Origin of the sequence: Pseudoalteromonas sp. AS71, assembly GCF_038900275.1 — a bacterium.
GTDB lineage: Bacteria > Pseudomonadota > Gammaproteobacteria > Enterobacterales > Alteromonadaceae > Pseudoalteromonas.
Window position 1 is genome coordinate 48,246 of sequence record NZ_JBBMQZ010000024.1, and the last position, 18,043, is coordinate 66,288.

Below are 18,043 nucleotides of genomic sequence, written 5' to 3' on the forward strand. Positions count from 1 at the left end.
AACGGTAATTTAAAACTCATCGGACTAGAAGTGTGCTATTAGAGCAAACACTCTAACTGTAATTAATTATCATTTAGATTGACTTGGGTTTAGCGGCCACTTACACTCATTATAAAATCGCAAAGGAAGTGAAACTGTGATCATTTTATTTATTATTACAGGGCTAATATTTTGTGGGGCGAGTGTGTTTTGCTTTTACAAAGCAAACTACTGCGCCTGTACTCAAGCAGGACAATGCGATAATCCCGTAAACCATTATTGGCTAGGGGCAATGTTAAATGCGTTGATCTCTTTAGCCCTGTGTTGTTTTGCATTGCACGTAGAGCTAGGCACTTTGCTATGGTTAACACTGATGGGAAGTTGCTTTTTGGGTGCATTTATTTCAGCAAAACAAACTAAAAAAAGGCAATGCAGTAAGGCTAATTCAACAAATGCTCTTTTAGCAGGCGAGACAAATTAATCTGATAATCTAAGGGCTTAACGCTTGATAGTATTTTAAGCTCTTGGGTGTGCTCACTTAAATCAATGTCTTTTGGTGTAACATGATGATTGTGCTTAGCGTTATAAAATAGCTTAATTTTAGGCTTAATAGGATTAAGTACATTTCCCTCAAGCACTAGCGCTAAACGCTCATTCGTTAATTTTACAATAGTCCCTACCGGATGAACCCCTAAACACTTTATAAACCGCTGCACTAACTCACCATCAAACAAGTGTTTATTGGCTAATAAATAACGTAATGCATTAATAGGTTCATCACCATCTTGATGCATTCTATCGGCAGTCATTGCATCGTACACATCTACAATTGCCATTATACGCGCCGGACGACTTAACTTTTCAGCCTGCAGGCCTCGCGGATAACCAGATCCATCTAAGCGTTCATGATGATTTACTATCATATCAAGCATAAGGGGTGTTATACCCTTCTCGCCTTTAACTAAACCCAAACCTTGTGCTACATGCTTTTTAATGACTAAGAGCTCATTATTAGTAACCTTAGTTGGCTTTGAAAATATACCTTGGGGTAATTTAGCTTGGCCTAAATCATGAAGTAACGCCCCCATTGCAAGCTCTTGTACAACAGCCTGCTCATACCCTAAGTATTTAGCAAATACAGCGGTAAAAATGGCGCAGTTGATCATATGCCGCCAGTTATAGCTGTGTTTATCTTTTATACGAGTAAGAATAGTCATGGCGTTAGCGTTACGAAAAACTGAGCTGACTATTTCGCTGGCTATTTCATCAAGCACTTTTATATTAACACTCAGGCCAGATGTTAAGTCACCGTATAACGACTGTAGCTTTCGACCGTGCTGATCGTAATTTACACTCGCTTTAGCAAATTCTTGTTCGATTGAGATTGCTATAGGTGTTTTTTCTGCTTTTTGTTGGCTATTAGATGTTTTAGGTTTGCTTTGAGGTTTATATTTGGCAGGAACTGGCGCATCACCTTTAGTAAAATCAATCAGTAGCTCAAGCACACCTTCAGAGACTAAACGCTTAATAATAGATCTATCGCGTACCAAGCCACTGGTCTTAATTTTTATGCTATTGATCCCTTCATGTTGCTTAGTAACGCTATCAACGTACATACCAGGAGTAAGCTCGGACACGGGCAAAGTAATTAGCATAAAGGCGGGATTTTTCTATTAAGGAATATGTACCTTAAATAGCATTAATTAAGCCTAAAAGTCTAGTTTTTGAGTTGTAAGTAGTTATATATAACTAAAACTATAATTTACAGCCTTATTAGAGCTGTAATGTAATTCTGATTATCTTAATTTTTAATAATTAAATGCTTTCTCTCAACTACACTGAAGTGTTTACCACTAAAAAACATGTGATTTAGCTATATAATTTATCTAATCATTATAAAAAAGCGAACTTTATTAACCTTTCTTGAACATAATATTGTTTTGCCTCGGTCTCAATATACACAGCACTTAATAACAACTGCTTTAAATTCTTAAGAGTACTAATATATGACAAAACTAAACCAACCCGTATCAAACCTAAGTGTGGCTGCAATAAACACAGCCTCGCCTTTGGGTCATATATTAAAAGTAGCCGCTCCACTGCTTGATAGCCTATTGGGTATAAATAAACTGCGAGATATTTACCTCTCTAATAATTTATCGGGTTTGGATAAACAAGAATTTAGTGAAAAGCTTTTAAATGTATTAGGTATTAACGTACTTGGTGCACAAGGTGTTATTAACAAAATACCAAAGCAAGGCCCTTGCATAGTGGTATGCAACCACCCTTATGGCATGGTTGAGGGTGTAATAATTGCAAAATTACTCACTCACTATCGCAGTGATACAAAAGTAATGGCTAACGTTGGCTTAAAAATATTTAAAGAAATTAAAGATTATTTTATTTTTGCTAATCCACTAAAACCAAAAGCAGCCATTAATACCAGCGCAATTAAACAGTGTTTTAGTCATGTTAAAAATGATGGCCTACTTGTGGTTTTTCCTGCAGGCAGAGTGTCATTTTTTCAATCAGAAAAGCAACGTGTAACCGACGGAGAGTGGAATCGCTTAGCAGCTCAACTAGCTTTAAAAACAAAAGCACCTTTATTACCTGTATTTATTAGTGGTCAAAATAGCTCTATGTTTTACCGTTTAGGACGTATTTACTACCGATTTAGATTATTAATGCTAATACGTGAATTACTTAAAATTCAAAAAAGGTCCATTAATTTAGGTGCTAGTAATTTACTTACACCCAAGTTATTAAATAAATTTGAGAAAACTGACGACATTAACGATATTGCGCGCCTGCTTTGTTATTTAAATGATGAACGCTTTGTAACACCTTGGCAAGACGATGCGCAATCAATGCAACTAAAAGCGATTATGCAGGATGTTGATAAAACAAAAATGACGAGTGAACTTGCTAGCTTACCAAACGAGCAGCACTTATTAGACTTTAAAAGTTACTCCGTTTATTACGGTTATCAAGATCAAATACCTAATTGTGTTACTGAAATAACACGCCTTAGAGAAATAACCTTTCGTACATTAAACGAAGGAAGCGGCGAGCCATGTGATACCGATAAGTTTGACGCAACTTACATGCATTTATTTATTTTTGATCATAAAAATGAAGAGATCATTGGAGCTTATCGAATTGGACAAACTGATTTATTACAAAAAAATAGCGACGTGAGCGCCCTTTACTTATCCCAAATGTTTAATTTTGAACCCTCTTTTATTAATCAACAACAACCCTGCCTAGAAATGGGTCGCTCGTTTATAGTTCAAAAACATCAAGGCAGTTACCATGGCTTATTACTGTTATTTAAAGGGATAGGTGCATTTATGGCGCAAAACCCACGTTATAGGACTTTATACGGCACAGTTTCACTAAGTAAACTTTATGACCCTCGTTCTGTCGCAATTATTGACCATGCAATGGTTAATAATAAAAAAGGTGTTAACGCCAATACGCCTTTTAATAATAAAATTCACCCTGAGTTTGAAGACTTCATTAGCGATCACACATTAAACATAGATCATGTATCAACATTGGTTATGGGAATAGAAGAAGATAAAAAAGACATACCGATTTTATTAAAGCAATATCATAAGCTAGGCGCTCAATTTCATTGTATGGGAATTGACAGTAACTTTAATCACACCCCAGGATTACTTTTAAGTGTGCACCTACCAAGTGCGCCTGAAAAGCTACTTAAGCTCTACCTTGGTGATAAAAAAGATGATTATATAAATCACTCATAATTTTATCTGCTGCATTAATACAGCAGGCAAAAATAAAGCAACAAAAAAGTCGACGCAATTAATTGCGTCGACTTTTTTAGTTATGTAATAGCTATACGAATACCTAGTTAAGCTGCAGCCACTTTTAAACAAGTAATGCTACTGATGAGCTGAGATTGCTTATCAAAATAATTAAAACGTATAGTCTTACCAACTTTAATATGACTAATACTGACTGTCATTGCGTCTTCTCTTTGCATATTTACGCCATATTGGCCTTGCTCGGCTTTGCTGTAATGAAATGCTAAAAACTGCTCACTTTCGGGATGTCTTACGTCAATAAGTTGCTTAAATTGTTGTTTACGCTTTTGTGTAACTGTTTCTAGCTCAACGCCAGATGACGTTGCAAGCGATTCAACTTGGCAATCGATTAATTGTTTTGTGTCCCACCGAACAAAAACGATGTGACTATTATTTAGGGATAATTTATCCGGAAAAATACATAATTTAAAAGGCGCATAACCTGATAAATCCATATTTTGTAATTGAGACAATGCAGGGGTTTTGTTGCTCAGTAAATGTGGGATTAAAAGACCTCTACTGTGCTTTACGGCAGTTATATCAAATACACTTTGATAATCGTTTAATAAAGCTAATGTTTGCCCCCAATGCGATACACCAAGCCAAGTACCTCCCCCTTGCGGATCGATCGGGTAAATTGCGTTACCTGTGTGCTTACTCGGGGCGATTGCCATTTCTCGCGTTTTTTGCTCATCACGATTAAAAAACAACTCGTAGCCATCATCAGTTAAGAAGTAACTTAAAGTGCACATATTAACTTTGCAGTGATTTTGATTGGCTTTTTTCTCTCAAAAAAGTGGCTGTACTTGGTGCTAACCCAAAGCTCTGGTCGAATGATGCTTTTTGTGCAAAGGTAATTTGTGAAATCATCGCATAGTGATGTACTGCATGGCTTCCTACAAATATAAGCTCTCGTGCTAATGAGGTTGTTACAGTTTGTACATTTTTACTTTTAATTGATACTTCGCTTGAAAGTAACAGCGGTTTATTAAAATCATCTGTACTTAGCTGTTCAATCCACGATGCTATCTCGGCAATTTTTTTTATCGCTTCGCAGGGGTTACTTTCAATATTACTGCCGCGTAGGCGACTATCGTAATCAATATTATTTATATCAAAACCCGTCATTAAAGATTGGTAATGATCGATAATGTGGCGCATATGTGACCCAGCTGAACTAATGAAATTAGGAGCAACGATTTGCGAATAATCCTCTTTAGTTACACTTTCAAGATAAGTATGACCTTGAGCGAGTATTTCTAACTGACTATTTAACATTGAATCGGTTTTCCTCATTTATAATTTCGTCGTGTATGCATACATAACGTTAGATAACATTTTGAATAATGCAATTTTGCATTGTATAAATAACTAGAAAGCTGTTCTTACAATAAAATTTCAAAATTTATGCAGTAATACATTTTTATATACAAAAGTAATTAATGAAAAGCTAGATAATATAGAGAGGGATATTAGTAGATGTAAAAGCAAATGGCGCTCTCGGTAGGGATCGAACCTACAACTCAGCCTCCGGAGGGCCACGTGATATCCATTTCACCACGAGAGCACATTTGTTGCCTCCACACCAACTCGCGATATCAGTGCTTTAGCATCAGCAATGATAAAGAGATCTTTAAATAAATACCAGTAACATCAGCTTATATGCTTATTAATTAAACTCTTTTAAATAAAACACTTCACAATGGCTTAAAAACACGCTATTTATTCTTATTGAATAAGAAACAGTAACGGTTTAGCAACATTGAAACTACGATTGTCGCTATGCGGATTAATTTAATACGAGGAAATAATGATGAGTTTAATGTCTACTGAGCAAGTTGCTGAGTTTTTAGGTGTAAAAGTAGAGCGTGTAAAACGTCTTTCTAGAGAGAGTTTATTAATTGCTAAATCAGAAGATGAAAATGGCGAACCACAATTTGATACAGCCGAAGTAACTAAATACAAAGAGCTAGCCGAGCGCTTTGGTGGCCTTTAACATCTATAAAAAGTATTATTAACGAGTTTAGTTAGCTGCGCGCGTAACATTACAGATTTATTAGTTATGCCGCGCTCTTCGTACCAGCCAATACATAACACTAAAAAAAACAGCTTATAGTAATTCAGCTTATCTATTGAAAGATCAAACGTTTTTGTTTTATCGATGCTATTTTTATAGTTATTTAACAATGCACTTTCACTGCTCTCATTAAAATTAAAGCTCACTGCAAGAGCTGCCAAATCAAAATACACATCGTTAGTTTGTGCGTATTCAAAATCAATTAAATACATACCTGAAGCATTTACAATAATGTTGTCTTTTATTAAGTCGTTATGACAAAAACCTGCATTAAATGACATAGCCGTAACTGCTTTGAGTGCCTGCTCTATTTGAAGTTTATATTGCGTATATACGCCGGTGTTTTGATAAAAATGAAGCTCTTTAGCTATATCCATTGGCGCGGTAGACACTTTGTAATTGTGCACTTGAGCAAGTTTATTAATAAAGCTAAGCGTTATATCCGATTGCGCGCTCTTGCCTTCAATATAATTAAATACCGCACGACCGTTTTCTTTATCAAGCCAAATAGGCGCTGGACATATATTAAAGTCACTTAAAAAGCGCTGCGCTTCAAGGCCAATATTTGGCCAATGACTTTTATAACATTTTAATAAATACCCTTGTTGCTCGGTACGTATTAAAAAATTATCGTTACTAAAGCCATTAAGTAATCGCTCGCTTGAAACAATGCTTGTAGGCTCTATAAACGCACTACAAATTTTTACTAACTGAGTATGGGCAATCATTGATTAAAGCTGTGCTAGAGGCTTAGCTTGGCTTTGTTCGTACTCTTCGTACCAGGTTTTAAAGCCCCACGCTGCCATAATGGTATAAAATATAAAGAGTGCTAGCGTTGGGTAATAGCCTTTTTCGTAATATAAATACATAGAAGCTGCATCTATAACAATCCAGTACAGCCAGTTTTCGAGGACTTTTTTAGCAACTAAGTAAGTAGTTACTACTGCAAAACACGTTGTAAAGCTATCAAGATAAGCAAAATCAGCATGAGTATAGTTTTGCATAACGTAACCAATAGCTATTGCAGCTATAGTTGTTAAACTAATTAAAACAGCATGGCGATTCATCGACCACGATGTAATATTTAAATTTTCAGCTTTGCCTTTACGCCATACAACCCATCCAAATACAGCCATATACATATAATAAAAATTAAGTAATGACTCCATAAGTAATGCACCATTCCAGTACATTATTGTATAAATGAGTGTGCTAAAAAATGCTGCCGGCCAACACCATAAGCTTTCTTTTATTGCTAATAATAAATAAGCCATTGACAACCCTACCGCAATATACTCCCAATGCGACATTGCTGTAAAACCACTTAAGGTTTGTGTTAAAAAGTCCATATTATGCAGTTACCGTTTAGTTGTGCCGATTGTTATACCAACCTGCTTATATACGGGGTCTATTTAACGTTAAGAAAATTACGCTAGAGCTAGGCAAAAATTTTTGTATCTAGTTGTTCTAAATAAAAATTTTTAACGACGTTATAGTGCAATTTAATTCGTTAAATTGATCAAATATTTATGCAGGTTGGTATTATAGGCTATTCAGGCGATAAGTCGCCAGAGAGAAACTTACATACAAAAATAGCTTTACCAAATTCTTCATATGAGCGCTTAATTTCGATATTTAATACCTGCATTACTAAATCGTAATCACCAAAAATTTGCGTTGATAACGTGTTAGTAATCACTTTTAAATCATCGTATTCGTTTAATCTGTCAATAAACCCTTGTATAAACGGGATATAGTCTTGGTGAAGTGGGTATTTACTGATCTCTACTGATAATTTCATTTTCGACTCTTTATTTTAATTACCGATTACAACAAGTCATTCAATGCTAGAGCCGTTATTAAATACAGTGTAAAATCGCTGCAACACTCAATTGAAATGAGCTTAATATGGCACGTAGAATAACCTACAAATATAAAAACGAACCGCGCGAGATTAATTTCGCTAAAGATAAATACCACGACATGTATCAAGCAATTGCTGCCGCTGAAGGTATTGATCTGACTAATTACTTAAGCATGGTACAGCAAATAGAAATGACCTCAAAAGGGTCTGCCTCTGTTCGTAACTTTCGCGACCAAGAATTTGCCCGTATGGGCTTTAGCGATATTTACTTTATAAAAGAGTAAATACAGCTTTATAGCTGTGTCAACGCTGATACTCATAACTTACGCGTGGTGTAATATTACATAATAGCTCGTAAGGGATAGTATCAGCGCATAGTGCTATTTCTTCAACTGGTAGCTCAGGGCCCCACATAGTAACCCTGTCGCCAACTCTAATATTATACTCATTAGAGCCTATATCTACACTAATCATATCCATTGCTACACTACCGACAATACCATAACGCTGCTTGCCAATTATAACGGGTGTCCCCTCTTTAGCGTGCCGAGGATAACCATCGCCATAACCCATAGCCACAACAGCTAACTTGGTTGGTTTATCGCTTTTCCAACGACCACCATACCCGACCGCCTCATTAGCAGGCACATTTCGCACTGCAATTACGCGCGTAGTTAAGCGCATAACTGGTTTTAATTTATGTTGTTGCCCAATACTATTTGCCATAGGCGATACGCCATATAGCATTAGACCAGGGCGTACCCAATCACCATGACCATTTGGCCACGCGATAATACCCGCTGAATTTGATAAACAATGCGCTTGGTCAATACCATTCACTAAGTTATCAAATAACGTGATTTGTTGAACCGTTTTAGCATTATCAACATCATCAGCACACGAAAAGTGGGTCATTAAATTAACGGTATTTTTAGCGTTAGGTGTTTTTTGTAAGCGGTTATAAAACTCTTCAAACTGCTCTGGTGCAATACCTAGCCGATGCATACCTGTATTTACTTTTAACCAGCATGTTATTGGCGCATCGAGCTTTGCTTTTTCAAGCGCGGCTAATTGGTATTCATCATGAATAATAGTTTGAAAGTTATTAGCGAGTAAAATAGGCAAGTCGGCTTTGTTAAAAAAGCCTTCTAGTAAAACTATTGGCTTGGTTAAGCCCCCCGCTCGCAGAGCTAACGCTTCATCTATACGCGCTACAGCAAATGCATCAGCATTATTTAAATGCTGTGCAATCGTTACTAAACCATGCCCGTAAGCATTTGCTTTTAGCACTGCCATTACTTTGCTGTTAGGTGCAAAGCACTTAACTTGCGCTAAATTATGCGCAAGTGCAGCTAAATTAATTTCAGCAGTAGCTAAGCGCATTAGTAATCGTCATCTACCGCTGGTCCCGCGTAATTATCAAAGCGAGAGAACTGACCTTGGAATGTTAAACGTACTTTACCAATTGGGCCGTTACGTTGTTTACCTATGATAATTTCGGCAATACCTTTGTCGGTACTATCTTCGTTGTACACTTCATCACGGTAAATAAACATGATTAAATCGGCATCCTGCTCTATCGACCCCGACTCACGTAAATCTGAGTTAATTGGGCGTTTATCAGCACGTTGCTCTAGTGTACGGTTAAGCTGTGAAAGCGCAACAACCGGACATTTTAGCTCTTTTGCTAATGCTTTAAGTGAACGCGAGATTTCGGCAATTTCGAGCGTTCGGTTATCAGCAAGGCTTGGTACACGCATTAACTGCAAGTAATCGACCATGATCATGCTAATGCCACCATGGTCGCGGGCTATACGCCTTGCACGTGAACGAACATCAGTAGGTGTTAAGCCCGACGCATCATCAACGTACATTTTACCTTTTTCCATCAACAAGCCCATTGTTGATGAAAGTCGTGCCCAATCGTCATCATCTAACTGGCCAGTACGTACCTTAGTTTGGTTAATACGGCCAAGAGACGCTAGCATCCTCATCATAATTTGCTCAGAAGGCATCTCTAGAGAGTAAATTAATACTGGTTTGTCTTGAGTCATTGCAGCATGTTCTGCAAGGTTCATCGCAAAGGTGGTTTTACCCATTGATGGACGTGCTGCTACAATAATTAAATCGGATGGCTGTAAGCCCGTCGTCATTTTATCAAGATCGGCATAACCTGTACTTACACCTGTTACACCATCTTGTGGCGATTGATAAAGCTCTTCTATTTTATCAACGGTTTTTTCAAGGATGCTATGAATGCTCTGCGGACCTTCATTACTTTTTGTTCGTTGCTCAGCAATTTTAAACACTTTGCTTTCGGCAAAATCAAGTAAATCGTGACTAGTACGTCCTTCAGTATTAAAACCCGCTTCTGCAATTTCGTTCGCTACGCCAATCATTTCACGTACAACAGCGCGTTCGCGTACAATACTTGCGTAAGCGTCAATGTTAGCAGCGCTTGGCGTGTTTTTAGCTATTTCAGCTAAATAAGCAAAACCACCAATTCCTGCAAGCTTATTATTTTTTTCTAAACTTTCAGAAATAGTGATTAAATCTATTGGATCGCCAATCTCAGCAAGTGCCGTCATCGCTTCAAAAATTAACTTGTGCGTACGGGTATAAAAATCCTGTGATACAACAAGTTCAGCTACGCGGTCAAAAGCTTGGTTATCAAGCATTAAACCACCTAAAACAGATTGTTCAGCTTCTATTGAATGGGGAGGAACTTTAAGAGTATCGACTTGCTTATCTGGTTTGGCCATAACTTCACAGTGGTAAAATTGAATGGCTCTATTCTATCGACTTGAAGGGGCTGTGCAAATAGAAAAGCAGGAAATCTTTTCCTGCTTTTTGTAATCGTGAAGGTGAGAGCGTTATTTAATACGAAGCTCTATGCGCCCACTAATGGTATCCATTTCAACATTAGCATTACCGCCATTGATACTAAATTCTAAATCACTGGCTGGGCCATATTTAGCTTTACTGACTTTGTCACTAGTAACTTTATTAATGATTTTGCCATTAGCATGGGCTTTAATTTCAAAATTTGCAGATACGCTGTCAGGAAAGTAAAAATCACCATCGCCACTTACCGATTCAAAACGTACATCACCACCTTTTAAAAGCTCTTTAATGTGTACTTCGGCTTCGCCATTTACCGTGTTAATACGTAAGTTTTTAATTGACGATAGCGTAAAATTTATATCGCCATTTACATTTTCAAGGCGCACATCATTGGCGCTTGAGGTTGATTTAATATCGCCATTAACAGCACTAAAACGCAGTTCACCACTTGATTGCCTATCGTTAATTTCGCCATTTACGGTTTCAAATTGAATATTACCACTTAAATTTTGTGCATTTACGTCGCCATTAACTGTGGTCAATTTAATATTACCGGCAATATCATCTACCGTAATTTCGCCATTAACCACAGCAACTTCAGCACCGTTTTTTAGCTCTTTCGCAGTCACCGATACATTAACGCCAGCAAACTCTAAGCTGCTGCTTTTAGGCATAAATATGGTTAGGCTTGAGCCATCGCCATTATTACTCCAATTTGATTTACGTGGCATTTTTACAATAAACTGAGTTTTATCGCCATTTGTTTTAAGCTCATAACCTTCTGCTTTGTCATCAAGCTCGCCAGATACTTTAAATTCGTTTTTATCCCAGCCTGTAATATGTATATCACCGCGTTGGTTTTCAATAAAAATAGTGCCGCCATTTGGTACGTCTATTTGCTTATCTATTTTTTCACCCGCAAATACCGCCAATGGAAATAAGCTTAGTCCTAATAAAATCGCTTTCATGTCGTACTCCTAAATGTGCTGCCAACGTGGCGCGTGCACCTTGTTAATTAAATCAAGTTGTTGTTGATATATTTGCGCTAACATTGTCAGAAGCGCTTGGTTTTGTGGTTCATTTTCAAGAGCTTGCATTATTGCTTGTTCAGCCTCTTCTAATTCTTGTAGTTGTGTTTGCCAATTAGTGGTCAATGCTTCTTTATTTTCGTATTCAACTAACAAACTGTTTTTTTTCGCCGAAAAGTAATCACTTATAGCCACTACGGGTTGTGGCTCGGGCGCTATAAAAAATATATTTACAGCAATTAAAGTAGCTAATGTGCAGGCAGCTATTGCCGTTAGTTTTGGCCAAATGCCAGCTTTTTTTTGGTTCTGCTTATTATTAACAATTGCTCGCTCAATCCCTGCCCATAAATCTTTTTGTGGTGGTATCTCTTTATCAAGCATATTTAATGATTTGTTTAAGTAATCGTCAAAATTTGGTTTATTCATTTTCATACCACTCTTGTAATAACTGCCTAGCACGATGATATTGCGATTTACTTGAACCAACAGCCATACCTAACTGTTCGGCTATTTCCTCATGCCTGTAACCTTCAATTGCAAACAACACAAACACCATACGTGCACGCTCAGGAAGCCTTACTATTAATTTATCAAGGCCATTTAAGCCTTCGCAATCATTAGCTGATTGCTCATCCATACCGCTGTGTTCAATGCTCACCACTTTTTGTAGCCAATTTTTTTGCTTGCGTAGGTAGTTAATCGCAATATTGCTGGCAACACTGTAAAGCCAAGTAGAAAACTGCGAGCGACCGTCAAATTGCGCTATTTTATGCCACACCTGTACAAACACTTCTTGCGCTGCATCTTCAGCATGCGCTTGGTCGGCTAATAAACGTAAGCATAAACCGTAGACTCGTTTTATATGTAACTCATAAAGCGTTGTATATGCCGCCTGCTCACCCGACTTAACACGTTCAATAAGTGTAGCTTCGCATAAAGGCGTTTGTTCGTGTTTAACGTGTAACATCCGTGATGTCGCCTTTTAATTATTATTATTGAGTTAGTGTATTGATAAGTTAGACGTAATAACAGTTCGAAAAGGTTTAAAGGGAATAAAAAAATAATTGAATAAAAAAGAGGGTTGTACGAGGTTGTATTTAACTGTGCCCTTAACTAGCAACTAATAAACGAAGTTAGCCAAATTACAGACACAAAAAAGCCGTGCTAATAGCACGGCTTTTGTCGCTTAATTAAAAAATTAAGCTTCAGCGATTACGATTACTTTAATAGTAGCCGTTACGTCTGAGTGAACTGAAATTGATACGTCAAATTCACCTGTCTCACGGATAGTACCTAGAGGCAAACGAACTTCTGACTTAGCAACTTCAACACCAACAGCTGAGATAGCGTCAGCGATGTCACGAGTACCGATTGAACCGAATAACTTACCTTCGTCACCAGCTTTAGATACTAATGTAACTTCTGCTAATGCTTCTAGTTTTTCAGCGCGTGCTTGTGCAGCAACTAACTGTTCAGCGATTTTCGCTTCAAGTTCTGCACGACGAGCGTCAAACGTTTCAATGTTAGCTTTAGTCGCAGGAACTGCCTTACCTTGAGGGAAAAGGAAGTTACGTGCGAAACCAGATTTAACTACAACCTGTTCACCTAGGCTACCTAGGTTAGCGATCTTATCTAGTAGAATAACTTGCATGTTTCTACACCTTTTAAAAACTGTTAATCCGCTGCTTACTTATGTAAGTCAGTGTATGGAAGAAGGGCTAAGTAGCGAGCACGCTTAATAGCAGTTGCTAGCTGGCGCTGGTATTTAGCGCTAGTACCTGTAATACGGCTAGGTACGATTTTGCCACTTTCTGTAACATAGTTTCTAAGAGTAGCTAGATCTTTGTAATCGATTTGCTTTACGCCTTCCGCTTTAAAGCGGCAGAACTTACGACGTCTGAAATAACGTGCCATGAGATTAATTCCTCAAATAATTCTTTCTATATGCTGAGCATGCAAAACCAATTGGCTAAGGCCGTTACGACCTTCGTGGCGATTTAAAAAACCACTCACTTGCAATGCCTGCCCAACGTGCAAATGTTGAGTCTGTTGTTGCATTTGCTTTCCACTGGCAACTACCTGAAGCCTCACGTAACTATTACGGTTAAGGTCTGCTTCGGTTTGCATCGATTTATGTTCTACAACAAAAATACAATGCGGGATGCCAGCAGGGCTTTGGCTAAACTTGGGAGTTTTACAAACTACCCCAGATATAACCAGCTGATTCATAAAAGGGCTAACCATTTATATTTACCGCCAGTTAAACGCCATGCTAGGACTCAAAACAATTAAGCAGCTGGTGCTTCTTTCTTCTCTTCTCTTGCAAGAGGAGACGCTTCAGTTTCAGCAGTTTTAGTGCGGATAACTAAGTTACGAAGCACTGCATCGTTGTAGCGGAAAGTAGTTTCTAGCTCGCTGATTACTTCAGTTGGTGCTTCAACGTTCATAAGAACATAGTGAGCTTTATGAAGCTTGTTAATTGGGTAAGCCAATTGACGACGGCCCCAATCTTCAAGACGGTGGATAACACCACCAGCTTCAGTGATAGAACCAGTATAACGTTCGATCATACCAGCAACTTGCTCACTCTGATCTGGGTGAACCATGAATACGATTTCGTAATGACGCATGGATATTCCTTACGGTTAATAGAGCCTTCTACCGTTTCGGCCGGTCGGTTTAAGGCAAGGAATTAATAGTTTAAAAGCCGAAATGAGCGCGCATTTTACGCTTAGACGGATAATTAAGCAAGCAGGTTTTTTAAGCTTTTATAGATAAGTGTTTAAAAGTAATAATTACGCACTTCGCTTGTCACGCTAACAAGCTGATCGCCTACCGCAAAAGTTAAGCAAAGAGTGTAATACCTCTTTTAGAAGCCAAGCTTACTCGCGTGAAAAGCGATAGCTTTTAATTGCTTAAGCTTTATGTTTACCTCGAAAATATAAACATTTACTCAAGCTTAAAGCCGTGCAATTATTAATCAATACATTATTAAATAAGGATATTTATGAAGCTCTTACTATCGCTTGTATTAATACTTACTTTTAGTACACCATTTTTAAGCCACGCAAAAACCAATACAACTGACATAACCGTTGGTAAAAAAGTCATTCTGCAATCAAAAATACTCAACGAAGACAGGCCCATTAAAATTTTCATACCTGACACTGTAAAAGACGATCAGCCCCTTTATGTTATTTATTTACTTGATGGTGTTGAGCACTTTCATACAGCGTCTGGTATTATTAAATCCCTTGTAGATTACGAGCAAATACCCAATGCCATGCTTGTTGGTATTGATACAACTAACCGCGTTCGCGATTATTTACCAAAAGTACAAGGCGAGCCTAAAACAGAGTTTCAAACCTTTGTTAAAAACAAATGGCCTGACGCAGGACAAACCGACAAGTTTTTAAAGTTTGTGTCTGATGAACTCATGCCTTATATAAACAGTAATTACTCAACTAACGGCTACAGCACCTTAATTGGTCACTCTAATGCTGGTACATTAACGCTTTATACTTTAGTTAATCAGCCTGAGTTATTTAATAACTACATAGCTATAAGCCCAAACAGTTGGTGGAGTGATGAAGAGTTAAAAAATAATATTATTAAATACACTAAAAACCCTAAAGGCAGCCAATCGTTATTTATTAGTGTAGCGAGTGAAGGCGCCCGTTTTTATACAGGTGTTTTAAATGCTTTAGTAAATTTAGAGCAACAAATGCCTACGCAGCTAAAATGGGAATATAAGCATTACCCTACTTTTTCTCATATGGGCACCATACTACCAGCACTTAGCGATAGCCTAATTCACTTATTTGGCGACCTAATATTTAAGGTTACTGATGAGCACGGAAGATTTGCTGATATATCGCTTATTACCGGTTACTATCAAGCACTGAGTGATAAGTACGGATTTGAGCTTAAAATTCCACAAGATGTGTACGTAGAATTTGCGCATAGCCAGCAAAAATTTGGTAACACTAAAAAAGCGATAACAACGCTTAAAAACTTTACTACCCAATACCCTAATGCTGCTTACTCCCACATGCGACTATCACAAGGGTACACTGCTAACAAACAGTTTAAAGAAGCCGTAACTAGCATGAAACAGGCACTAGAACTTGCTAAGCAAAACTCGCGAGACCCAATGTTAGTTGATGCGCTACAAGATATGGTGAATGAAGCACAAAAGAAATTATAATTGATTTAACGCAAAGCGTTTTTTAACTAACTATAGTAATTACGAGCTACGCTCGTCGCGTCAGCAAGCTAAACGCCTACAGGTAAAATTAAGCTCAGTGTTAAACTTTGCATGTAGTCGCCGAGCTTGCTCGAGTGAAAAGCGCAGCTTTTAATATGTACAAAACTATTTAAAAACAAAAAACCAATGCTTAAATTAAACATTGGTTTTTTGTAATAACTAATAAATTTAGAATAGATTTTGAATTAAAAAAACGCTCATTTCATTTACTTACAAGTGTTTTTTAAGAAACTCAGTTACCTCTTTGTATTGTACTTTTAAGCTTTCAGGATCATCAAAAAAATGTGTTCCATCATCAATTTCGACATACTTTATATCTAGATTTCGCTTTGCTTTATCATAAAAATATTTTGATTGTCGATAGTCAACTCTCGTATCTTTTGTCCCATGGATAAGTAAGAGAGGAGCTTTAATTCGGTTAATCATATTGATTGCCGAAACCTCAGATAATGCATCAACGGCTTTACTATCAGTCATATCAACAATATTACCTAGATAAGCATCTTGTCGTTCTTCATCTTCAACCAACTCTTTTAGATCAGATATTCCAGAAATACTAATAATGCATTTAAAACGATCGGGCTCTTGCCATGCAGCTGTTAATGCAACATAACCACCATAACTTGCGCCATAAATACATGCATTATTTTTTGATGTTAATCCAGTTTTAGTAGCCCAATCCATTGCATCATATACATCTTGTTGCATACGTTTACCCCACTGATAATAACCATCAGTTTCAAAAGCACTACCAAAACCTTCTGAGCCTCTGAAGTTCACTTGCAATACCGCATAACCTAAACTAACTAAATACTGAAGCTCTCGATTAAAGTATTTGTAGTCTCGACTATGAGGTCCTCCGTGAGGCATTACAATTAGCGGAGGTGCTTTAATGCCTTCTGGTTTTGTAAAATAGCCTGAGATTTCAGCTCCATCGCTCGCTTTAAAGCTATAGTTTTGCACTGGTACAAATTTATTACGTGCTAAATAAGGAAATTTAGATAACCAAGCGCCGCCCTTCTTTGTGTTTAAATCAAAATAATAATAAGTAGGGCTGACTGAATCACTTATTACATTTACAAGAATTCGTGTTCTATCTTTACTGCGGCTAACAATACTAGCTTGCTTATCACCAAATAAATTAGTAACCATACGCTCTTGCTTACCGTCTACCTCTGAAAAATAATGGCTTTTGTAGAAATCATCATAGTAGCCAACCCCTATAAAATCGCCCTCACTATTAACGATTGCATTATTTATATCGTATTTGTCATTGCTATAAACAAGTTCTTCAAACTCCCCTGACTCGATGTCATATGACCATAAGGCTTGTCTGTGTAATACACGATCAGACAGGACGTAAGCTTTTGTACCATCTTCATTAAGGCCTTGGATGGAGAAAGTGCTGTCTTCGCCCAGAATATGGGTATGAATCATTTTTAATGCTTCATCTTTCTTTGCTCGATACCATATTGAAGCAATAAACTTATCATCTTTTTTATCAATTGCGATCCCCAAGCGTAAAACTCCCTTAGGGTCTGCATACCAACTTTCAATATTTTCTTTATTCCTCTGAATTTTATCAAAACTAGAATCACCTAACTCAACTTTAAAAACAGAATAAGCTTTATCTTTTTCATCAAACGTTGACACTAGCGCGAAATCTGGCTCATTTTTAAGTGAGGAAACGAGTCTAAAACTCTGATACCTATACCATCTATATTCAGAAAAGCGTCGCGTAGTTAGCATTTTACTTTCATTGGTTACAACATTAATGGCGTATAACCTTGAAACTCTCACGTATTGACCATTGACATATTCAGGGTAGCTGGCGGAAACAATGATATATTTATTACCTGACCAACGAATAAAATCGACTCTGTCTTGATCTTTTTTGAGACTTGCTAATATATTAAATTCGATGCTAGGAAATTTAGCCAAGCTGATAGTAGGACCTTCAGCAGTGTTGTAAAGTGTTGCTATCATTTCTCCATTTGGCGATATTTGAGGCTGCTCTACCATTGGAAGTTTGGCGTAGGACTCCCAAGGTTTATCTTTTGCATGAACTACAGATGTAGTTAATAAAAAAAATAAGAGTGTTATTTTTATCATTTATCTCTTCCTTAAAATCTAGTAAAAACTTTTTATTATATT

At 37.3% G+C, this 18,043-nt stretch carries 21 protein-coding genes and 1 tRNA gene; 5 read left to right on the top strand and 17 right to left on the bottom strand.

Annotation, left to right across the window (positions count from 1 at the left end):
- The first annotated feature begins 136 nt into the window (after nucleotides 1–136).
- Complete coding sequence (locus tag WNY98_RS16960) at nucleotides 137–460, top strand: hypothetical protein (RefSeq protein ID WP_024600722.1); 324 nt, start codon at nucleotides 137–139, stop codon at nucleotides 458–460.
- Here WNY98_RS16960 and WNY98_RS16965 read toward each other — a convergent pair.
- Nucleotides 420–1,634, bottom strand: a complete 1,215-nt coding sequence (locus WNY98_RS16965) for an HD domain-containing phosphohydrolase (RefSeq protein ID WP_024600723.1) — start codon at nucleotides 1,632–1,634, stop codon at nucleotides 420–422. The two genes, WNY98_RS16960 and WNY98_RS16965, sit on opposite strands and share 41 nt — an antisense overlap.
- A 351-nt stretch (nucleotides 1,635–1,985) precedes the next feature.
- Here WNY98_RS16965 and WNY98_RS16970 point away from each other — a divergent pair, with 351 nt between their 5' ends.
- Entirely contained in the window at nucleotides 1,986–3,749 is a 1,764-nt protein-coding gene (locus WNY98_RS16970) for a GNAT family N-acyltransferase (RefSeq protein ID WP_342878467.1), read from the top strand.
- A 107-nt stretch (nucleotides 3,750–3,856) separates the two neighbouring features.
- On the opposite strand, the gene WNY98_RS16975 is transcribed toward WNY98_RS16970, so the two are convergent.
- The 3 genes from WNY98_RS16975 to WNY98_RS16985 all read right to left on the bottom strand — a co-directional run bounded on the left by WNY98_RS16975 (nucleotide 3,857) and on the right by WNY98_RS16985 (nucleotide 5,376).
- Nucleotides 3,857–4,561 carry an NRDE family protein gene (locus tag WNY98_RS16975; RefSeq protein ID WP_170072651.1) on the bottom strand — a complete coding sequence of 235 codons (705 nt, stop codon included), beginning with the start codon at nucleotides 4,559–4,561 and terminating at the stop codon, nucleotides 3,857–3,859.
- Between the two features lies 1 nt (nucleotide 4,562).
- The gene (locus WNY98_RS16980) at nucleotides 4,563–5,105 is read right to left on the bottom strand and encodes a hypothetical protein (RefSeq protein WP_231616822.1); all 543 of its coding nucleotides are present in this window, start codon (nucleotides 5,103–5,105) and stop codon (nucleotides 4,563–4,565) included.
- Between the two features lie 196 nt (nucleotides 5,106–5,301).
- Nucleotides 5,302–5,376 (bottom strand) — tRNA-Arg (locus WNY98_RS16985).
- Between the two features lie 246 nt (nucleotides 5,377–5,622).
- On the opposite strand from WNY98_RS16985, the gene WNY98_RS16990 reads away from it, so the two are divergent.
- Entirely contained in the window at nucleotides 5,623–5,805 is a 183-nt protein-coding gene (locus WNY98_RS16990; RefSeq protein WP_007587299.1) for a hypothetical protein, read from the top strand.
- Here the strand turns inward: WNY98_RS16990 and WNY98_RS16995 are convergent.
- From WNY98_RS16995 to WNY98_RS17005, 3 genes are all read right to left on the bottom strand, one after another.
- A complete protein-coding gene (locus WNY98_RS16995; protein WP_342878468.1) occupies nucleotides 5,802–6,614 on the bottom strand; it encodes a phosphotransferase in 813 nt (270 codons plus the stop codon). The genes WNY98_RS16990 and WNY98_RS16995 overlap by 4 nt on opposite strands.
- 3 nt (nucleotides 6,615–6,617) lie before the next feature.
- Nucleotides 6,618–7,235: a nicotinamide riboside transporter PnuC gene (gene pnuC / locus WNY98_RS17000; protein ID WP_342878469.1), complete on the bottom strand. Its 618-nt coding sequence runs from the start codon at nucleotides 7,233–7,235 to the stop codon at nucleotides 6,618–6,620.
- Between the two features lie 200 nt (nucleotides 7,236–7,435).
- Nucleotides 7,436–7,687 (bottom strand): hypothetical protein, encoded by a 252-nt coding sequence (locus WNY98_RS17005; RefSeq protein ID WP_342878470.1) that lies wholly within the window; start codon nucleotides 7,685–7,687, stop codon nucleotides 7,436–7,438.
- 107 nt (nucleotides 7,688–7,794) lie between these two features.
- Between WNY98_RS17005 and WNY98_RS17010 the strand changes: the two genes are divergently transcribed.
- Entirely contained in the window at nucleotides 7,795–8,034 is a 240-nt protein-coding gene (locus WNY98_RS17010; protein WP_024600730.1) for a DUF2960 domain-containing protein, read from the top strand.
- A 19-nt stretch (nucleotides 8,035–8,053) separates the two neighbouring features.
- Here WNY98_RS17010 and alr read toward each other — a convergent pair whose 3' ends face one another.
- The 9 genes from alr to rpsF all read right to left on the bottom strand — a co-directional run bounded on the left by alr (nucleotide 8,054) and on the right by rpsF (nucleotide 14,252).
- Nucleotides 8,054–9,133 (bottom strand): alanine racemase, encoded by a 1,080-nt coding sequence (gene alr / locus WNY98_RS17015; RefSeq protein WP_342878471.1) that lies wholly within the window; start codon nucleotides 9,131–9,133, stop codon nucleotides 8,054–8,056.
- Entirely contained in the window at nucleotides 9,133–10,512 is a 1,380-nt protein-coding gene (gene dnaB / locus WNY98_RS17020) for a replicative DNA helicase (RefSeq protein ID WP_024600732.1), read from the bottom strand. The genes alr and dnaB overlap by 1 nt, the downstream gene beginning before the upstream one ends.
- Before the next feature lie 111 nt (nucleotides 10,513–10,623).
- Nucleotides 10,624–11,562 carry a DUF4097 family beta strand repeat-containing protein gene (locus WNY98_RS17025; protein WP_342878472.1) on the bottom strand — a complete coding sequence of 313 codons (939 nt, stop codon included), beginning with the start codon at nucleotides 11,560–11,562 and terminating at the stop codon, nucleotides 10,624–10,626.
- Between the two features lie 9 nt (nucleotides 11,563–11,571).
- Nucleotides 11,572–12,054: a hypothetical protein gene (locus tag WNY98_RS17030; protein ID WP_024600734.1), complete on the bottom strand. Its 483-nt coding sequence runs from the start codon at nucleotides 12,052–12,054 to the stop codon at nucleotides 11,572–11,574.
- The gene (locus WNY98_RS17035; protein ID WP_342878473.1) at nucleotides 12,041–12,589 is read right to left on the bottom strand and encodes a sigma-70 family RNA polymerase sigma factor; all 549 of its coding nucleotides are present in this window, start codon (nucleotides 12,587–12,589) and stop codon (nucleotides 12,041–12,043) included. Before WNY98_RS17035 ends, WNY98_RS17030 begins: the two co-directional genes overlap by 14 nt.
- Nucleotides 12,590–12,820: 231 nt before the next feature.
- A complete protein-coding gene (gene rplI / locus WNY98_RS17040) occupies nucleotides 12,821–13,273 on the bottom strand; it encodes a 50S ribosomal protein L9 (protein ID WP_002962755.1) in 453 nt (150 codons plus the stop codon).
- A gap of 35 nt (nucleotides 13,274–13,308) precedes the next feature.
- The gene (gene rpsR / locus WNY98_RS17045; protein WP_024600736.1) at nucleotides 13,309–13,536 is read right to left on the bottom strand and encodes a 30S ribosomal protein S18; all 228 of its coding nucleotides are present in this window, start codon (nucleotides 13,534–13,536) and stop codon (nucleotides 13,309–13,311) included.
- A 12-nt stretch (nucleotides 13,537–13,548) separates the two neighbouring features.
- Nucleotides 13,549–13,866, bottom strand: a complete 318-nt coding sequence (gene priB, locus WNY98_RS17050) for a primosomal replication protein N (RefSeq protein ID WP_033015549.1) — start codon at nucleotides 13,864–13,866, stop codon at nucleotides 13,549–13,551.
- A gap of 44 nt (nucleotides 13,867–13,910) precedes the next feature.
- Nucleotides 13,911–14,252, bottom strand: coding sequence for a 30S ribosomal protein S6 (gene rpsF / locus WNY98_RS17055; protein ID WP_007378473.1), 342 nt, complete (start codon nucleotides 14,250–14,252; stop codon nucleotides 13,911–13,913).
- Nucleotides 14,253–14,629: 377 nt separating this feature from the next.
- Between rpsF and WNY98_RS17060 the strand changes: the two genes are divergently transcribed.
- Nucleotides 14,630–15,829, top strand: a complete 1,200-nt coding sequence (locus WNY98_RS17060; RefSeq protein ID WP_342878474.1) for an alpha/beta hydrolase-fold protein — start codon at nucleotides 14,630–14,632, stop codon at nucleotides 15,827–15,829.
- Between the two features lie 270 nt (nucleotides 15,830–16,099).
- Here WNY98_RS17060 and WNY98_RS17065 read toward each other — a convergent pair whose 3' ends face one another.
- On the bottom strand, nucleotides 16,100–18,001 hold the full coding sequence (locus WNY98_RS17065; RefSeq protein ID WP_342878475.1) for an alpha/beta fold hydrolase: 1,902 nt from the start codon (nucleotides 17,999–18,001) through the stop codon (nucleotides 16,100–16,102).
- Between the last annotated feature and the right edge of the window lie 42 nt (nucleotides 18,002–18,043).